This is a genomic window from Amycolatopsis jiangsuensis, from assembly GCF_014204865.1.
GTDB lineage: Bacteria > Actinomycetota > Actinomycetes > Mycobacteriales > Pseudonocardiaceae > Amycolatopsis > Amycolatopsis jiangsuensis.
This window is the reverse complement of record NZ_JACHMG010000001.1, coordinates 6609557-6627717: the sequence shown is the minus strand read 5'-3', so window position 1 is coordinate 6627717 and position 18161 is coordinate 6609557. Positions and strand designations below refer to the sequence as shown.

The following is an 18161-nucleotide window of genomic DNA, read 5'->3' as shown; positions in this document are numbered from 1 at the left end:
ATTCGTTACGCGACCGCGGTCACGTTGCTTCCTGCCCGGGACGGCCGGTATTTCGTCACCTCGGCAACCGCATCGCGGTTTCGCCGTTCACCGCTTCCGCCTCGGCGGCGGAGGCGGCGGCTCGATGATCCCCGCGCCGCAACGACGACACGGATCACCCGGATTCGGCTCACCACACGTCGGACACGCCGTCGGAACCACGACCCAACACCTCCAGACTCCCACCGGAACAGTCCAGAGCGTCTTGTACCTGTCGCCAACGGCAGACACCACATTCCGATCACACCGAAGCGAGCCAGCCCTCGATTTCCCGGGCCAGGGTGGTCAGTGGCAGGCGGCCGTTGCGCAGTAGCGCCTCGTGGAAGTCGCGCACGTCGAAGTGCGGACCCAGCGCCGTTTCGGCTTTCGTGCGGAGGCGTTGGATTTCCAGCTTTCCGGTCAGATACGCCAGTCCCTGGCCCGGCACGGAAAGGTAGCGGTCGGTTTCGGATTCGACCTCGCCGAGAGTCATCGGGGTGTGCCGGCGCAGGTAGCGTACGGCGTCGCCGCGACTCCAGCCGCGGGCGTGCAATCCGGTGTCGGCCACCAGGCGGCCGGCGCGGCGGGACTCCATTTCCAGCATTCCCAGCCTCGCCACGTCGCCGGAGTACAGGCCCATTTCATCGGCCAGCCGTTCCGCGTAGACGGCCCAGCCCTCGGCGAACGCGGACAGTCCGGCGGTCGTGCGCAGTAACGGCAGTTCACCCCGCGACTGGCCACTGGCAATTTCCAGATGGTGCCCGGGAACTGCTTCGTGGAAAGCACTCGCTTCGATCCGGCTGCGCAATTTCTCCGAAAGGCGTTGCGAATTCACGAAGTAGGTGCCGGGCCGGGCGCCGTCGGCCGAGCCCTTCAAGTAGTACGGCGGTGTGGTCGGCGAGACGGCGGACGGCTGCTCCTCGACCGCGCAAGCCTGCCCCGGCAACGTCCGGAACCACTTCGGGGCGACGGCTTCGGCCCGCCGGACCACCTGTTCGGCGACGGCACGCAAATCCGCTCCACTCTCCCACCGCAAGGCGGGATCGCCGCGGAGCCGCGCGAAGATCTCTGTCAGGTCCGCGGTCCCGAACACCCGCGAGCCGATTTCCCGGTATTCGTCGGCCAGCGCGGCGACGGCGGTCAAACCTGCCCGGTGCACCGCTTCCGCGTCGCGATCCGTGGTGGTGTACCGCCGGATCGCCGTACGGTAGAAGGCTTCTCCATCCGGCAGCCAGCACAACCCGGCGTGCTGTGGACCGCGGCTACGTGGCAGTACCTCCCGCACGAGGAAATCCCGGTACCGGATGAGCGCTGGCCGCACAGTGGTGTGGACCAAGTCGCCCGCCAGTGACCGTTGCAGCGAAGCGGGATTCGCCACTTGGGCATCCACGTGTGCGACCGCGGCCCGCACCAGGTGCGCGACCGGCGCGCGGCCGGCCTCGAGACCAGCGCGGTGCCGTTCGGACAGGGTTTCGAGCACAGCCGGCAGTCCGCACAGCCGGGCCCGGTGATTCGCGCCGTCGCCGGTGATCCGGACCGACGACAGCTATGCCATCCGGCTGCGGTGAATCGCCGCCCAAGCCCGCGCCACGGAGTATGCCGCTTCGGCCGGATCGCTGTAGTCGGGCAGCAGGTGGTCCCGGCCCGGTCTGCCCAGCAGGCTCGCGGCGGTCGGGAACCGGTCGAGCTGGACGTCGACCAGGTCGTCGGCCAACTGGGCGAGGCCGGTCACCTCAGCTGTGCTGTCCGTCCAGGAACTCGTCCAGGTACCGCCACGTCGTGCCGCGGGCCCGGCGGCCGGTGAGCACGCCGAGGTGACCGCCGGGTGCGGTGCGGAACGTGACGGACGCGGCCTTGTCCAGCAGCGGCACCACGCGTTCCACCGAGGCCCGCGGCGCGATGGTGTCGGTTTCGCCGGCCACGACGAGCATCGGGGCTTTCACCCCGGACAGGCTGATCTTCCGGCCACCCAGGTCCACGGCGCCCTCGGCCAGGTCGTTGGTGCGGAACAGCCGGTGGTACAGCTGCCCGAACGTGCGGCCGGGGTAGGCGTACATGTTGTCCATGAAGTGGTCCACTGCCTCGATCTGCGCGAGGTAGTCGCGGTCGTCGAGGTTCTTCAGGATGGCCAGCGGTTTCGTGATCTCCTTGGAGATCCCGGTGGCCCGGAACACGCGAGTGACCAAATAGGACGGTGCCCCGCCGAAAGCGCGGTACACCGGGGTCAGCAGATGCCCGCCGGTGAGGTCCACCAGCGGGCGGAATGGCGCGACGATCGGGATCGCGGTGAAGTCCACCGGCGAGCCGATCGCGGTGATCGACTCGATGGGCAGGTCCGGCTGGTCGGCGTCGACCAGCATGGAGAAGATCCCGCCGAGCGACCACGACACCAGGTGCACGCCCTGTCCCCCGGCGTCCTCGCTCACCCTGCGGATCGCGCGGGGAAGCACCTCGTCGATCCAGTGCTCGATGCCCAGCCTCCGGTCGGAGAAGGCGACCATGCCGTAGTCCACGAGATACACCCGGCGCCCGGCGTCCACCAGGTGCTCGGCCAGGCTGCAGCCGCGGCGCAGGTCGAAGCACAACGCGGGCGCGGCCAGCGGAGGCACGAGCAGCACCGGCGGCCCGGACGCCTCTCCGGCGGCATGCGTCATCCGGTAGAGCGAACGGTTCGGGCCCTGGTCGATCAGCACCCGCGGCATCGGCCGGAGGTCGGCGACCCCACCGTGGAACACCTTGCCCACGACGTTGGCCGCGGCAGCGGCCAGCCGTGCCGGTGGGGAAACCATGTCGCGCCTCCTGGGACTCGTCGTCTCCAGGCATCTTGCCGTGCCGGCGAGCGCGGCTTCAACACACCACCGCTACTCCCGCGAATCGGACGCCGGGGCACTGCGGGCGGCACGGCTCTCGTACTCCGCCCTGGCAGGCGAATGCACTGCCGAGGACAACAGCCGGTCACCACCCAGCGCACGCATGAACCACTCCGCCGCCGAACGCGGGAAGAGCCGGGTGAACCGGCCGGTGAGGTCGAGCGATTTCGGCACGAACACGTCGAACTTCGGATACCGGAGAGCGTCCACGATCGCCGCGGCGACGTCCTCCGGCTTGACCGACTTGACGAACCGCGCCTCCCCCAGCCCGGACGCCAGCTCGGTCCGCACCACCGCGGGCAGCACGCACGACACGTCGACTCCGCTGCCCCGCAGTTCCAGGTGCACGGACTCGGACAGCCCGACCACGGCGTGCTTGCTCGCGCAGTAGGTGGCCGCGCCGGCGAAGCCGGACTTGCCCGCGATCGACGCGAGGTTCACGATGTGCCCGCTGCGCCGCGGCTTCATCCGCCGCACCGCTTCCCGGGTACCGTGCACGACCGCGTGCAGATTGATCTCCAGTATCCGCCGGGTGGTCGCGTCGTCCTCCTCCTCGAGCAGCGCGAGCGGCATGATGCCGGCGTTGTTGATCAGCACGTCGATCGGGCCGACCCGCTGCTCGACCTCGTCCAGGAAGGCGGTGAACGCCGCGGTGTCGGTGACGTCGAGCGGCAGCGGTACCACGTCGGGTCCCAGTTCGTCGGCGGTCTTCTCGGCCCGCACCTGATCAAGGTCGCCGAGCACCACGCGCGCGCCGAGCCGGTGCAGCGCGGTCCCGGTGGCCGCGCCGATGCCCTGCGCTCCGCCGGTGATGACGACGACCTTGCCGGCGAGCGAACGCGGTTGCCTGGCCATGAGCTCCTCCTCCGGGTGCCGCACACTGTTGGCGTTGGGTCAACAGTGTGCGCCGGATCGGCCGGTGACGCCAGCCCGGACCACTCGCCGGACGTCGCGAGCCGCCGAGGTCCGCGAGCTGATCCACGTCCGTGAACGGCCCACGACCACGGAAAAGCCGTGTCAGGCCGCGCCGACGCCCAGGTGCCGGGCGATCAGCATCCGCTGCACCTCGCTGGTGCCCTCGCCGATCTCCAGGATCTTCGCGTCCCGGTAGAAGCGACCGACCGGCGATTCGTTCATGAACCCGTAGCCGCCGAAGACCTGGGTGGCGTCGCGGGCGTTGTCCATCGCCGCGTTCGACGCGACCAGCTTCGCGATGGAGGCTTCCTTCTTGAAGGGCTCGCCCCGCAGCATCTTCGACGCCGCCTGGTAGTAGGCAAGGCGCGCGGTGTGCGCCCGGACCTCCATGTCCGCGATCTTGAACTGGATCGCCTGGTACTCGCCGATCCGGTGGCCGAACGCGACCCGGTCCTTCGCGTACCGCAGGCACTCGTCCACACAGCCCTGGGCCAGACCCACGCTCACCGCGGCGATCGCGACCCTGCCTTCGTCCAGAATGGACAGGAACTGCGCGTAACCGCGGCCACGCTGGCCGACCAGGTTCTCCTCGGGCACCCGGACGTCGGAGAAGGACAGTTCATGGGTATCCGAGCAGTTCCAGCCGACCTTCGAGTACTTCGGCGCCACGTCGAACCCCGGTGTGCCGGACGGCACGATGATCGCGGAGATCTCCTTGCGGCCGTTCTCCATCACGTCGGTCACCGCGGTGACCGTGACCAGCCGCGTGAGGTCGGTGCCGGAGTTGGTGATGAACGCCTTGCTGCCGTTGATCACCCAGTCGCCGCCGTCGAGCCGGGCCCGGGTGCGGGTGGCCCCGGCGTCCGAGCCGCCGCCCGGTTCGGTCAGGCCGAAGCCGCCGAGCGCCTCGCCGGAACACAGCGCGGGCAGCCACTGCTGCTTCTGCTCCGGCGTGCCGAAGCGGTAAATCGGCATCGCCCCGAGGGAAACGCCGGCCTCCAGGGTGATCGCCATGGACGAATCGACCCGGGCCAGTTCCTCCAACGCGAGACACAGGGCGAAGTAGTCCCCGCCCATCCCGCCGAACTCCTCCGGGAAGGGCAGCCCGAACAAGCCCATCTCGCCCATCTTGCCGACCAGGGCGTAGGGGAAGGCTTCCTTTTCGTACAGCGGCCCGATCACCGGCGCGACCTCGGTGTTCGCGAAGTCCTCGACGGTCTTGCGAAGCGCTTCGTATTCCTCGTCCAGCCGGAAGTCGATCACGGTTTCTCCTCTGCGGCGCTGACCACGGCCAGCGTCTCGTCCAGTGCGACCTGCGCTCCGACGCGTGCGGGCAGTTCACTCACCACGCCGTCGATCGGCGCGGTCACGGTGTGTTCCATCTTCATCGCCTCGACGACCAGCAACGGCGTCCCGGCGCTCACCACGTCGCCCTCGGCGACCTTCACCACCAGCACGGTGCCCGGCATCGGGCTTTTCACCGGTCCGGCCCCGGCGGCCTCGCCGCGCGCGGACAGCGAGACCTCCTGGTCGGCGAACGCACAAGCCCGTCCCTCACGGGACAACCAGACCGTCCTTTCCGGACCGTCCGCCCGCCGGTACCGCTCGATCCCGCCGGCGCGGCGGACCTCGAGCAGACCCCCGCTCCGGCTCGCGGAGACCTCGACCGGCGCGGCGTCCTCCACCTGGACCGAGGCCGCCGACGGTGTCCCGGTCACCCGGACCACCGCCTGGGTTTCCCCCGTACGCAAGCGGAACACCACTCCGCCGGGGCTGCCGAGCCGCCAGCCGGACGGCACCTCCCACGGGTCCACGACGTCACCCGAGGGCTGCAGGGACAGCAGCCGATCCACTGCAGCGGCCACGAAGAACTCCGGCGGCACCGCCGAGGAGACCAATTCGGACAGTCGACGGTCGACCAGTTCGGTGTCCATCCGTCCGGCCCGCACGTCCTCGTCGGCGAGCAACGCACGCAGGAACGCGAGGTTCGTGCCGACCCCCAGCAGGGCCGTCCCGGCCAGCGCCCGATCGAGCTTCTGCAGTGCGGCCGCGCGATCCGGACCGTAGGCAATGACCTTGGCCAGCATCGGATCGTAGTTCGTGCCGATCACCGCACCGTCGGCCATCCACGAGTCCACCCGCACACCTTCGCCGGACGGCTCGTGCACGGACAGCACCGTGCCCCCGGTCGGGATGAAACTCCGCGCGGGATCCTCGGCGTAGACCCGGGCTTCGATCGCGTGCCCCTCGAGCCGCACGTCCTCCTGCGCCAGCGTGAGCGGCTGCCCGGCGGCCACCCGTACCTGCCAGGCGACCAGGTCCAGTCCGGTCACCATTTCGGTGACCGGGTGCTCCACCTGCAGCCGGGTGTTCATCTCCATGAAGAAGAACTCGTCCGGGTTGCGCGCGGACATGATGAACTCCACCGTGCCGGCACCGACGTAGCCGACCGAACGAGCGGCTTCCGCCGCCGCGGCGCCCATCTTCGCCCGGGTGCCCTCATCGAGCAGCACCGACGGCGCCTCCTCGATGATCTTCTGGTGCCGCCGCTGCAGGCTGCACTCGCGTTCGCCGAGGTGCAGCACCGTGCCGTGCGCATCGGCCAGCACCTGGATCTCGATGTGCCGCGGAGTGGTGACGAACCGCTCCATCAGCAGCGTGTCGTCCCCGAACGAACCCTTGGCCTCCCGGCGGGCGGACTCCACCGCGGCGTCCAGTTCGGACTCCTCGTGCACCAGCCGCATACCCTTGCCGCCACCGCCCGCGGACGGCTTGAGCAGCAGCGGATAGCCCACCCGCGCGGCCGCCTCGGCGAACCCGCCTTCCGGAATGTCCACATCGGACGCTCCGGGTACCACGGGAACGCCGGCGGCGGACACCGTGGCCTTGGCCCGGATCTTGTCGCCCATCTTCTCGATCGCCTCCGGCGGAGGGCCGATGAAGACCAGGCCGGCCTCCTGGCACGCGCGCGCGAACGCCGCGTTCTCGGCGAGGAAGCCGTAGCCAGGGTGCACTGCCTGCGCGCCGGTTTCCCGTGCGGCCGCAACGATCGCCGGGATCGACAGGTAACTCTTCGCCGCTTCGGCCGGACCGAGGCGCACCGCGGTGTCGGCCTCCCGCACGTGGCGGGCGTCGGCGTCCGCGTCGCTGTAGACCGCGACCGAACGAATCCCGAGCTCGCGCAGGGAACGCAGCACGCGGACCGCGATCTCGCCGCGGTTGGCGACCAGGACAGTGGTGAACAAAGAACCGTCGGACACGCTCATCACATCCGGAAAACGCCGTAGTTGACCTCGGGCAGCGGCGCATTGGCCGCGGTGGACAGGGCAAGCCCGAGCACCGTGCGGGTGTCCGCCGGGTCGATCACGCCGTCGTCCCACAGCCGCGCGGTGGAGTAGTACGGGCTGCCTTGTTCCTCGTACTGCGCGCGGATCGGATCCTTGAAAGTCTCTTCGTCCTCAGTGGACCATTCATCGCCGCGGCCCTCGATCGCGTCCCGCCGCACGGTGGACAGCACCGAGGCCGCCTGTTCGCCACCCATCACCGAGATCCGGGCGTTCGGCCACATCCAGAGGAACCGCGGCGAGTACGCCCGGCCGCACATCGAGTAGTTGCCGGCACCGAACGAACCCCCGATGATCACGGTGAACTTCGGCACCCGGGCGCAGGCCACCGCGGTGACCATCTTCGCGCCGTGCTTGGCGATCCCGCCGGCCTCGTACGCCCTGCCGACCATGAAGCCGGTGATGTTCTGGAGGAACACCAACGGAATCGAACGCCGGTCGCACAGTTCGATGAAGTGCGCGCCTTTCATCGCGGACTCGGCGAACAGCACGCCGTTGTTCGCGATGATGCCGACCGGGTGCCCGTGGATGTGCGCGAACCCGGTGACGAGCGTGGCGCCGTACTCCTTCTTGAACTCCGAGAACCGGCTGCCGTCCACGATCCGGGCGATCACCTCGCGCACGTCGTAGGGCGTGCGCGAGTCGGTGGGCACCACGCCGTACAGCTCACGCGGGTCGGCCGCCGGCTCCTCGACCGGCAGCACGTCCCACGGCCGCGGGGTGCGCGGGCCGAGCGTGGACACGATGTCGCGGACGATGCGCAGCGCGTGCGCGTCGTCGTCGGCAAGGTGGTCGGTGACCCCGGACTGGCGGGAGTGCACGTCGCCACCGCCCAGCTCCTCGGCCGTGACGACCTCCCCGGTCGCCGCCTTCACCAGTGGCGGGCCGCCGAGGAAGATCGTGCCCTGGTTGCGCACGATCACCGCTTCGTCGCTCATCGCCGGCACGTACGCGCCGCCCGCGGTGCACGAGCCCAGCACCGCGGCGATCTGCGGGATTCCGCGCGCGGACATGGTCGCCTGGTTGTAGAAGATCCGGCCGAAGTGCTCACGATCCGGGAACACTTCGTCCTGCCGCGGCAGGAACGCGCCACCGGAGTCGACCAGGTAGATGCACGGAAGGTTGTTGTGCAGCGCGACTTCCTGCGCGCGCAGGTGCTTCTTGACGGTCATCGGGTAGTACGTGCCGCCCTTGACCGTGGCGTCGTTGGCCACGATCACGCATTCGCGGCCGGAGACCCGCCCGACACCGGTGATGATCCCGGCCGCGGGTGCCTCGTCGTCGTACAACCCGTTCGCGGCCAGCGGCGACAGCTCCAGAAACGGCGAACCCGGATCCAGCAGGGTGTCCACCCGGTCGCGCGGCAGCAGCTTGCCGCGCTCGACGTGCCGCGTGCGGGACTTCTCCGGCCCGCCGAGCCGGGTCGAGGCCAGCCGCTTGCGCAGGTCCTCGACGAGCTCGCCGTGCGAGGTGACGCTGCGGGTGAAGGTTTCGCTGTGCGGATCCGCGGAACTGCGCAGTACCGGCGTGTCCATGACTCCCCGTCGAGACGTTAGCGGTCGTTAACTCCACCGGCGATGTTAGTGGCCGTTAACGCGGGTGTCCAGTCCGGCCCGATCGCCGCGCGCCCAGGCGGGTCAGGCCGGTCCGGTCACGGCCGATCAGCGTTGCCGAACAGAGCGAGCGGACCACCGCTCGAACAGGGGGTTTACCTCGGACACGCCTTCGCCGTCCCGGCAGGTGCGACCGGAAGCCTCAGCCGGAGACGGCGTCGGAGATCCAGGGCGCGACCGGAAGGTCCCGTTCGAGGCATTCCGCCGACAGCCGGATGGTCCAGCGCAGGGCCTGCAGCAGCAGGCTCTCCACCTCGTCCGGCGCGGCGCTGGCCAGCGCGATCTCGACCTGTTCACGCGCCGCGGTGCTGTTGCCGTGCACCTGCGCCAGCAGCGTGCGCACGGCGGTGCGGACCGGCGGGTCGGCCTGGTCGATGGAGACCTCTTCCCCCGCCTCGTCGAAGACCTGGACCTTGACCGGCGCGGTGCCGCCGTCGCCGAGGGTGGACACCATCGCGCTGCACTCCCCGAACAGCAGCATCATCAGCGCCTTGGTCTCCTCGGCGCGGGCGTCCGGCCCGCCTTCGGAGGGGGTGATCTCCTCCAGCGCCCCGCCGTCCTCGCCCAGGCTGATGGCGACGAGCGCGCGCTGCGCCTTCTCCACGAGCCGCTGCTCGTCCTCGCTCCGATCCGGGGTCACGTGCCTATCAAACACCAGCACCGGCACTCGTGGGGATACCCCGGATCCGGGTGCTCAGCCCGCCGCGGAAAGCGCACCGAGCGCAAGGCGGCACAGCAGATCGGCCAGCTCCCCGTCACCGAGATGGCGGTTGTACGGCGTCGAGTTGATCAAGCCGAACACGGCGTGTGCGGACGAGCGGGCCTGGCGCTCGCCGAGCTTCGGCACCGCGGCCCGGATCGCCCGCACCCACACCTCGACGTACTGCCGCTGCAGGGCCCGCACCTGCCTGCGGTCGCTGTCGGTCAGGTTTGCGAGGTTGCGCTCCTGCACGGTGATCAGCGCCGGATGTTCGAGCGCGAAGTCGACGTGGAACCGGACCAGCTCGGCCAGCAGCTCACCGGACGTGCCGACGGCGTCCGCCCGCGCCGTGCCGCCCTCGAGCAGGAAGTGGCTGATCGAGCCGAGCATCTCCCCGAGGATGGCGTCCTTGCTGCGGAAGTGCCGGTACAGCGCGGGTCCGGAGATGCCGACCGCCGCGCCGATGTCGTCGATGCCCACCCCGTGGAACCCGTGGTGGGCGAACAGTTCGGCGGCGGCCGCCATGATCTGTTCCCGCCTGTTCGCCTTCTCGCCTTGCACGAGTGGGGTGGGATTCGCCGGCATCCGGCAATAGTAGGGCGGCTGGTTAGCGAGCGCTAACTTCCGGTACGACTTCCTGCTTGGGCCAACTGGAGTCACTGGCTGTTCTGGGGTGCCCCGTGGGGATTGCGCCTGGTATTGCTTTAGCTCGTCAAGTTGTCACGACAGGAGTGACCCATGGCTGCTGCCACTCGTCCACCATCACGAAACATCCTCCGGATGTGCGCGGCCCTGGGGGTCGCTCTGCTCACCTCACTCGGCTTCGCGAGCACCGCGAACGCCGTGGAGGCCACCAGTTACGTCGCACTCGGCGACTCCTACTCCTCCGGCGTGGGGGCCGGGGACTACGGCGATTCGGGCGGCTGCAAACGCAGCGCGAACGCCTACGGCCAGCTGTACGCCAACGCCCATTCGGGCACCACGTTCACCTTCCTCGCCTGCTCGGGCGCCAAGACCGGGGACGTGCTGACCCAGATCGACTCGATGCCCTCGGACGCCACGCTGGTCACGCTGACCGTCGGTGGCAACGACGCGGGCTTCACCGACGTGATCACCACGTGCACCCTCAACGGGGACGACGCCTGCAACGACCGGGTGAACACGGCCAAGAGCTACGTCCAGGACACCCTGCCGGCGCTGCTGGACAAGGTCTACGCCGCGGTCAAGTCCAAGGCGCCGGACGCGAAGCTCGTGGTGCTGTCCTACCCGCGCTTCTACACCGTGCCGGGTTCGTGCAACGTCGGGCTGAGCGACGCGAAGCGGTCCGCGATCAACTCCGGCGCGGACACGCTGGCCTCGGTGCTCTCGTCACGGGCCTCGGCGGCGGGTGCGCAGTTCGTGGACGTCCGTTCGGACTTCGACGGGCACAACATCTGCTCCTCGGCCAGTGACTACCTGCACAGCCTGACCTACCCGGTCGACGAGTCCTACCACCCGACCGCGGCCGGCCAGCGCGGCGGCTACTACACGCCGCTCACCTCGGCACTCGGCTGATTTCCCGTCCGTACAGGCCTCCTTCGGAAAAGCACTGAAGGAGGCCTGTACGGCGTTCAGCCCAGGAGACTCTTCGCGACGGCGGCGAGCTGGCCGGTCTCCAGCAGGAACGAGTCGTGGCCGTAAGGCGAGGTCACCACGGCGGCCGTGCCGCCGGTGCCCGCGGCGATCTCGTCGGCCTGGTACGGCGGGTAGAGCCGGTCGCTGTCCACCCCGGCGACCGCGACCCGCGCGGTGATCCGGCCCAGCGCGGCGGCGACCCCGCCCCGGTCGCGGCCCACGTCGTGGGTGTTCATCGATTCGGTGAGCACCACGTAGGAGCCCGCGTCGAACCGGCGCGCCAGCTTGTCCGCGTGGTGGTCCAGATAGGACTCGACGGCGAACCGGCCGCCGCGCAGCGGATCCTCGGCGTCCTGTGGACGGCTGCCGAACCGGCGGGCCAGTTCGGCCTCACTGCGGTAGGTCACGTGCGCGATCCGCCGCGCCACCCCCAGTCCACGGTGCGGGCCCGCACCCGGTGCGGCCGCGTAGTAATCGCCGCCGTGCCAGCCCGGATCGGCGCGGATCGCGTGCAGCTGGGGCGCGGCCCAGGCGATCTGCTCCGCCGACGCCCGCGCGGTCGATGCCACGACGAGGGCCGAGGCCACCCGTTCGGGATGCGAAATCGCCCATTCGAGAGTTCGCATCCCTCCCATCGAACCTCCGGCGACCGCGGCCCAGCGTTCGATGCCCAGCGCGTCGGCCAGCGCGGCCTCGACGTGTACCTGGTCCCGGGCGGTGACCACCGGGAAGCGGCTGCCCCACGGACGGCCGTCCGGATCGGGCGAGGCCGGTCCGGTGGAACCCTGGCAGCCGCCGAGCACGTTCGCCGCGACGACGAACAGGGCGTCGGTGTCGAAGGCCTTGCCCGGTCCGATCAGGCCGTCCCACCAGCCGGGACTGGGGTGGCCGGGGCCGGCCGGGCCGGCGACGTGGCTGTCGCCGGTGAGCGCGTGCTCGATCAACACGGCGTTGGACGCGTCCGGGGCGAGCGTGCCCCAGGTCTCGTACGCGAGGGTGTAGCCGGGCAGCGTTCCGCCGGCCTCCAGCGCGAGCGCGCCGGGGCCGGTGAACCACTGCCGCCGCCCGGGTGGATCCCCTGCCCGCCACGCACCGGTGACGGGCAGGGGATCCGTACCGGGATCGGTCACAGTTCCGCCTTGGCGGCCCGGAAGCCCGCCTCCAGGTCGGCCTTGAGGTCCTCGAGCCCCTCCAGCCCGACCGACAGCCGTACGAGTCCCGGGGTGACCCCGGCGGCCAGCTGCTCGGATTCGCTGAGCTGGCTGTGCGTGGTGGAGGCCGGGTGCACGATGAGGCTGCGCACGTCACCGATGTTGACCAGCTGGCTGTGCAGCTCGGTGCCGTCCACGAACTTGCGGCCCGCCTCGGTGCCACCGCGCAGGTCGAACGACAGCACCGCGCCCGCGCCGCGCGGCAGGTACTTCTGCGCCGCGGCGTGGAACGGGCTGGAGGGCAGGCCGGCGTAGTAGACCTTCTCCACCTCGTCTCGCTGCTCCAGCCACTCGGCGAGCGCCTGTGCGTTGCTCACGTGCCGCTCCAGCCGCAGCGACAGCGTCTCGATCCCCTGCAGGATGAGGAAGCTGTTCAGCGGAGCGATCGCCGCGCCGGTGTCACGCAGGATCTGCACCCGCGCTTTCGCCACGTACGCGCCCGCACCGAGCGCTTCCCAGTACTTGAGACCATGGTAGCTCGGGTCGGGCTCGCTGAAACCGGGGAAGCGGGACGGGTCCTTCCCGAAGTCGAAGGTGCCGCCGTCGACCAGCAGACCGGCGACGGTGGTGCCGTGGCCACCGAGGTACTTCGTGGCCGAGTGCACGACCACGTCGGCACCGTGCTCGATCGGGCGCACGAGGTAGGGCGTCGGCACGGTGTTGTCCACGATCAGCGGCACGCCGGCATCGTGGGCCACGTCGGCGACCTTGCGGATGTCGAGCACGTTGCCGCCGGGGTTGGCCAGCGTCTCGGCGAAGAACAGCTTGGTGTTCGGCCGGACCGCGGCCCGCCACTGCTCGGCGTCGTCCTGGTCGTCGACGAAGGTGACCTCGACGCCGAGCTTCGGCAGCGTGTAGTGGAACAGGTTGTAGGTGCCGCCGTAGAGCGAGGGGCTGGACACGAAGTGGTCGCCGGCACCGGCGAGGTTCAGGATCGCCGCCGTGGTGGCCGCCGAACCGGAGGCGAACGCGAGTGCCGCGACCCCGCCTTCGAGCGCGGCGACCCGCTGCTCCAGCACGTCCTGGGTCGGGTTGTTGATGCGGGTGTAGATGTTGCCCGGCTCGGCGAGGCTGAACAGGTCGGCCCCGTGCTGGGTGTCGCGGAAGACGTAGGAGGTGGTCTGGTAGATCGGTGTCGCCCTGGCGCCGGTGGCCGGGTCCGGCGCCGCCCCCGCGTGAATCTGCTTGGTCTCGAACGACCAGGCCGAGGTTTCTTCCGGCATCGTTTCTCCTTGCGGGTCAATGGAATCGGCTGAAAACGGCGGGAACGGCTGTGTCGGCGACGCTAACGGCGCCCCGGCAACCACCCCAAGTGTTCCCAGCAGATGGGAGAATTACTCCACCGGATGACACAGGCGCCGCGCGCCCGCGAGTGGCGGAACCGCCGTGGTCTTCTACCGTTCCGGGGAGGACGGCGCCGAACGGAGGTGGCAGTGGTCTCGGTGCGCAGCGTGGTGGACCGGGTCGGGCCCACGTTGCTGCACGCGCTGCAGCTGCCGGAGGACTGCCCGGCGGTCGGCGACGTCGTCATCGCCGAACCGGGTGCCCCGTCCGGGATCGCGGCCGGGGACCTGGTGCTGGGGGTGGCCACCGCGGAGCCGGCCGACGCGGGAGCACTCGTCCGGGTGAGTGCCGGACAGGGGGCGGCGGCGGTGCTGCTGAAGCCACCGCTGGCCGCGAAACCCTCGGTGCGGCGGGCCGCGCAGAAGGCCGGGATCGCGCTGATCCAGGTGCACGCGGCGACTTCGTGGGCGCAGCTGGTGTGGCTGCTGCGGACGGTTCTCGACGCGCTGGCCGACGAGTCCGAATCACTCGAGGAGGGCGGCGATCCCGGTTCCGGTGACCTGTTCCGGCTCGCCGACGCGGTCGCCTCGGTGGTGGACGCCCCGGTGACCATCGAGGACACCAACTCCCGCGTGCTCGCCTACTCCGCCCGCCAGGACCTCACCGACCCGGCCCGGGTGGCGACCATCATGGGCCGGCGCATCCCGGACGACGTGCTCGCCCGGTTCCGCTCCCGCGGGGTGTTTCGCGAGCTGTCCCGCGGACGGCAGACGATCTTCGTGCCCGCCCAGCGGGACGGCACGCTGCCGCGGCTGATCGTGCCGATCCGGATGGGCGGCGAGCTGCTGGGCTCGATGTGGGCGGTGGTGACCGGCCCGGTGCCGGAGGAACGCGCGGCGGCGTTCGCGGACTCCGCCCCGGTGGTCGCCCTGCACCTGCTGCGGCGGCGGGCACACACGGACGCGCAGCGACGGGCGTCGGCCGAGCTGCTGCGCGGCGTGCTGGAAGGCCGGGCGGCGCCGCGGCGCGCGGTCGCCGAGCTGGACCTGTCCGACGAACCGCACCGGGTCGTGGTCATCGAGGTGACCGGGGGCGACGGCCGGGACGCCGAGGGGCTCCGGCTGGCCTTGCTGGAGCGGATTTCCCAGGGAGTCGGCCGCCGTCCGGTGGCGACGGAACTCGGCGGATTGCTATATGCCGTGGTCCCCGACCGCGCCGGCCCCGGTGGCTGGGACGAGTTGCGCGAGGCCCTGATGACGCAGTCGGTCTCCCGGCGCGGTGGGGTGCCGCGCGCGGCAGCCGGCACACCGGAAACCATCGCCGCGCTGGCCACCTCCCGCACCCAGGCCGACGAAGCGCTCGGGCTGCTGCGGGCCGGCTTGGTGGAAGGCCGTGTCGTGGCCTACGACGAGGCGTGGACCGCGTTGGTCCTGCACCGGGCCGCGACCGGGGCGGTCGCTGCGCACGTCGCCGAGCTCGGCCCGCTCCGGGTACTGCGCGAACACGACGAGGCAGGCAAGACCGGCTACGTGGACACGCTCTACGAATGGCTTCGCCATCCGGGCGACCCGCGAACGGCAGCCGAACAGCTGCGCATCCACCCGAACACGTTGCGGTACCGGATGAAACGGCTCCTCGACCAGGTCCCGCTCGACCTCGACGACCCGGATGTGCGGCTGGCGCTGCTCACCCAGCTGGTCGCGCTCCGCTGGAGCTGACCCGGTAACTCAGGTCGCCCGCGCGCATCCTGGCCGGCTCCAGCCGGATCCACACGGCGTCGCAGTCCTCGTACAGGCAGTGCCGGAACCTCGCGTCCCACCGGGATTCGTCCTCGCCCAGGTAGCGCGTGAGCTTCCGCCGGCCCCGAGGCACGTCGAACGGCAGGATCCGCGCGACGCCGCTCGCCACGACCTGGCGGACCAGCCCGGTCGCCAGGTCGCAGACGTCCACGGTGAGGGCGAGCCGCGGCGAAGCCCGGATTCGCCCGGGCAGCCGCGACCACGGTCCACTGAGGATCCAGAACGCCCCGTCCTCCCAGAGGTACCAGGTGGGACGCACGGTCGGGCCGTTCGTCGCCACGCGTGCGGTGCGGGGCTGCGCGAGGAACTCGTCGACGTCGAATGCGCTCACGCGATCAGCAGCGTTTTCCCGATCGTGCCACGGGATTCGATGGCCGCGTGTGCGTCGGCCGCGCGCTCCAGCGGAAAGCGCTGGCCGATCACCGGGGTGAGCGTGCCCGCGGCGCCTGCCTCCAGTGCTGCCTCGGTGAAGCCGCGCATCGCCGCCGCGTCGCCGAGGGAACGGATCAGTGTGATGCCGCGGGCGCGAGCGTCCTCTTCGGACACTTCCGCCCACGAACCGCTCGAGAGGCCGTGGATCGCCATCCGGCCGCCGGGGCGGAGCAGGGTGAAGGCGGCCGTGCCGACCCGGCCGCCCACTCCGTCGAACACCACGTCGACCGGGCCCGCCGCTTCCGGCCAGGCGGGGTCGGTGTAGTCGACCGCCAGGTCGGCGCCCAGGTCCCTGGCGTGCGCGGCCTTCTCCTGGCCACCGGCCGCGGCCACCACCTCGGCGCCCGCCGTCTTCGCCAGCTGCACCAGCAGGCCGCCGACACCACCCGCGGCGGCCTCGACCAGCACTCGTTCCCCCGGTGCCACGGCGGTCGCGTGGACGAGCCCGGTCGCGGTCCGGCCGTCGGCGAGCAGCGCCACCGCCACGTCGAGACCGAGCGCGTCGGGTACCGGGAACACCAGCTCCGAGTCGACCACCACCCGCTGCGCGTACCCGCCACGGCCGCCGGTGGACGTGACCACCCGCCGTCCGACCAGCGCCGGATCCACTCCCGCGCCGGCCCGGCTGATCACGCCGCCGACGCCGTTGCCGGGGACCATCGGCAGCTCCGCCGCGAACGGGCCGCCACCGGACGCGCGGAACTGCGTCTCGATGAACGTGATGTTCGCGAAGGCCACCTCGACCAGTACCTGCCCCTGGCCGGGTACCGGATCGGGAGCCTCCCCCGCGACCAGCACCCCGGGTCCGCCGAACTCTTCCAGCCACACCGCCCGCATGTACGCCCTTCCAGCTCGTCTCCGCCGCGGCACAGCTCACTACCTCGAGCGTGGTCGAGGTCAAGTACCTTGTTTCGACAGCACTACGAAATGCGGGAAAAACTGTCCCGGGAACACGATGACACCGCTGTCCGGGTGCATCACCGTGAGTGGCAGCACCCCCCAACACATCGCCAGGAGGCCGCCGTGCGCATCGCCGTTCCCCGTGAGATCAAGAGGCACGAGTACCGGGTCGCACTGACCCCGGCAGGCGTGCACGAGCTGGTCGGCCGCGGGCACGACGTGTTCATCGAGACCGGGGCGGGCTCCGGTTCGTCGATCACCGACGAGGAGTACGTCGCGGCTGGGGCGAAGGTGCTGTCCACGGCCGAGGAGACGTGGGCCGAGGGCGAGCTCGTGCTGAAGGTGAAGGAGCCGATCGCCGAGGAGTACCCGCGGCTGCGTGAGGACCTCGTGCTGTTCACCTACCTGCACATCGCCGCGGACCGGCCGTTGACCGACGCGCTGCTGGCCGCCGGGACGACCGGTATCGCGTACGAGACCGTGCAGAAGCCGAACGGCGCGCTGCCGCTGCTGGCCCCGATGTCGGAGGTGGCGGGACGACTGGCGCCGCAGGTGGGCGCGTTCTCGCTGATGAAGCCGAGCGGCGGCCGGGGCGTGCTGCCCGGCGGCATCCCGGGTGTGCATCCGGCGCGGGTCGTGGTGATCGGCGGCGGCGTGGCCGGCCTCAACGCGGCGCGGGTGGCGCTGGGCCTGGGCTCGGACGTAGAGATCCTGGACACCAACGTCGACCGGCTCCGGCAGATCGACAACGACTTCGGCGGCCGGATCCGCACGGTGACCTCGAACCGGCTGTCGGTCGAGGAAGCGGTGCTGGAGGCCGACCTGGTCGTGGGCGCGGTGCTGGTGCCGGGCGCGAAGGCGCCGAAACTGGTGTCGAACGATCTGGTGTCGCGCATGAAGCCGGGCAGCGTCTTGGTGGACATCGCGATCGACCAGGGCGGTTGCTTCGCGGACTCCCGCCCGACCACGCACGACGAACCGACCTACCGCGTGCACGACTCGGTCTTCTACTGCGTCGCGAACATGCCCGGCGCGGTCCCCCGGACCTCGACCTACGGCCTCACGAACGTGACCCTGCCCTACGCCGTGCAACTCGCCGACCACGGCTGGCAGGCCGCCCTTTCCGCGGACCCCGCGCTGGCCCTGGGCCTGAACACCCACCGCGGCGCCCTGACCAACGCACCGGTCGCCACCGCACACGGCCTCCCGCACACCGCGGTGGAGACCGTCCTGTCCTGACTCCCGAACCACCCGGCGACGCGAGGGGCCACTGCACACGCAGTGGCCCCTCGCGATTTTCGCGGCGGACTCCCTCGCATGACAGCGCGAGGCCCGTCGTTTCCGGCGAATAGTTGAAGGACCGCCCAGCTGCGCTCAGCTTCCGGCCCCGCCCCGCTCACCCGGCCCGCTTCGTTCACCGGCCCCGAGATGACCGGCTCCACCCCGCTGACCGGCCCCGCC

General features: G+C 70.7%; 16 protein-coding genes. 3 read left to right on the top strand and 13 right to left on the bottom strand.

Features of this window, described 5'->3' with window-relative positions; genetic code table 11:
• Window positions 1–280: 280 nt before the first annotated feature.
• The 9 genes from BJY18_RS30140 to BJY18_RS30100 all read right to left on the bottom strand — a co-directional run bounded on the left by BJY18_RS30140 (window position 281) and on the right by BJY18_RS30100 (window position 10045).
• Window positions 281–1549: a DUF885 domain-containing protein gene (locus tag BJY18_RS30140; RefSeq protein ID WP_312874126.1), complete on the bottom strand. Its 1269-nt coding sequence runs from the start codon at window positions 1547–1549 to the stop codon at window positions 281–283.
• 15 nt (window positions 1550–1564) lie between these two features.
• Window positions 1565–1750 carry a hypothetical protein gene (locus BJY18_RS30135; RefSeq protein WP_184783272.1) on the bottom strand — a complete coding sequence of 62 codons (186 nt, stop codon included), beginning with the start codon at window positions 1748–1750 and terminating at the stop codon, window positions 1565–1567.
• Window position 1751: 1 nt separating this feature from the next.
• Window positions 1752–2807 carry an alpha/beta fold hydrolase gene (locus BJY18_RS30130; protein ID WP_184783271.1) on the bottom strand — a complete coding sequence of 352 codons (1056 nt, stop codon included), beginning with the start codon at window positions 2805–2807 and terminating at the stop codon, window positions 1752–1754.
• Between the two features lie 72 nt (window positions 2808–2879).
• Window positions 2880–3743: an SDR family oxidoreductase gene (locus BJY18_RS30125; protein ID WP_184783270.1), complete on the bottom strand. Its 864-nt coding sequence runs from the start codon at window positions 3741–3743 to the stop codon at window positions 2880–2882.
• Window positions 3744–3905: 162 nt separating this feature from the next.
• Window positions 3906–5066 carry an acyl-CoA dehydrogenase family protein gene (locus BJY18_RS30120; protein ID WP_184783269.1) on the bottom strand — a complete coding sequence of 387 codons (1161 nt, stop codon included), beginning with the start codon at window positions 5064–5066 and terminating at the stop codon, window positions 3906–3908.
• Entirely contained in the window at window positions 5063–7048 is a 1986-nt protein-coding gene (locus BJY18_RS30115; RefSeq protein WP_184784936.1) for an acetyl-CoA carboxylase biotin carboxylase subunit, read from the bottom strand. Before BJY18_RS30115 ends, BJY18_RS30120 begins: the two co-directional genes overlap by 4 nt.
• A 20-nt stretch (window positions 7049–7068) precedes the next feature.
• Window positions 7069–8682 carry a carboxyl transferase domain-containing protein gene (locus BJY18_RS30110; RefSeq protein WP_184783268.1) on the bottom strand — a complete coding sequence of 538 codons (1614 nt, stop codon included), beginning with the start codon at window positions 8680–8682 and terminating at the stop codon, window positions 7069–7071.
• A 220-nt stretch (window positions 8683–8902) separates the two neighbouring features.
• On the bottom strand, window positions 8903–9400 hold the full coding sequence (locus tag BJY18_RS30105) for a hypothetical protein (protein WP_184783267.1): 498 nt from the start codon (window positions 9398–9400) through the stop codon (window positions 8903–8905).
• A gap of 54 nt (window positions 9401–9454) precedes the next feature.
• Window positions 9455–10045, bottom strand: coding sequence for an SACE_7040 family transcriptional regulator (locus BJY18_RS30100; protein ID WP_184783266.1), 591 nt, complete (start codon window positions 10043–10045; stop codon window positions 9455–9457).
• Window positions 10046–10240: 195 nt separating this feature from the next.
• Here BJY18_RS30100 and BJY18_RS30095 point away from each other — a divergent pair, with 195 nt between their 5' ends.
• Entirely contained in the window at window positions 10241–11014 is a 774-nt protein-coding gene (locus tag BJY18_RS30095; protein ID WP_184783265.1) for an SGNH/GDSL hydrolase family protein, read from the top strand.
• A gap of 56 nt (window positions 11015–11070) precedes the next feature.
• Here the strand turns inward: BJY18_RS30095 and metX are convergent, their stop codons facing one another.
• Together metX and BJY18_RS30085 are read right to left on the bottom strand one after the other, a co-directional pair.
• The gene (gene metX, locus BJY18_RS30090; RefSeq protein ID WP_184783264.1) at window positions 11071–12204 is read right to left on the bottom strand and encodes a homoserine O-acetyltransferase MetX; all 1134 of its coding nucleotides are present in this window, start codon (window positions 12202–12204) and stop codon (window positions 11071–11073) included.
• Window positions 12201–13508, bottom strand: a complete 1308-nt coding sequence (locus tag BJY18_RS30085) for a bifunctional o-acetylhomoserine/o-acetylserine sulfhydrylase (RefSeq protein WP_184783263.1) — start codon at window positions 13506–13508, stop codon at window positions 12201–12203. The genes metX and BJY18_RS30085 overlap by 4 nt, the downstream gene beginning before the upstream one ends.
• Window positions 13509–13718: 210 nt before the next feature.
• On the opposite strand from BJY18_RS30085, the gene BJY18_RS30080 reads away from it, so the two are divergent.
• Window positions 13719–15287: a PucR family transcriptional regulator gene (locus tag BJY18_RS30080; RefSeq protein WP_184784935.1), complete on the top strand. Its 1569-nt coding sequence runs from the start codon at window positions 13719–13721 to the stop codon at window positions 15285–15287.
• On the opposite strand, the gene BJY18_RS30075 is transcribed toward BJY18_RS30080, so the two are convergent.
• Entirely contained in the window at window positions 15256–15699 is a 444-nt protein-coding gene (locus tag BJY18_RS30075; RefSeq protein WP_184783262.1) for a pyridoxamine 5'-phosphate oxidase family protein, read from the bottom strand. The genes BJY18_RS30080 and BJY18_RS30075 overlap by 32 nt on opposite strands.
• Window positions 15696–16637 carry a zinc-binding dehydrogenase gene (locus BJY18_RS30070; RefSeq protein WP_184783261.1) on the bottom strand — a complete coding sequence of 314 codons (942 nt, stop codon included), beginning with the start codon at window positions 16635–16637 and terminating at the stop codon, window positions 15696–15698. The genes BJY18_RS30075 and BJY18_RS30070 overlap by 4 nt, the downstream gene beginning before the upstream one ends.
• A 186-nt stretch (window positions 16638–16823) precedes the next feature.
• On the opposite strand from BJY18_RS30070, the gene ald reads away from it, so the two are divergent.
• Window positions 16824–17939: an alanine dehydrogenase gene (gene ald / locus BJY18_RS30065; protein WP_184783260.1), complete on the top strand. Its 1116-nt coding sequence runs from the start codon at window positions 16824–16826 to the stop codon at window positions 17937–17939.
• The last annotated feature ends 222 nt before the right edge of the window (window positions 17940–18161 follow it).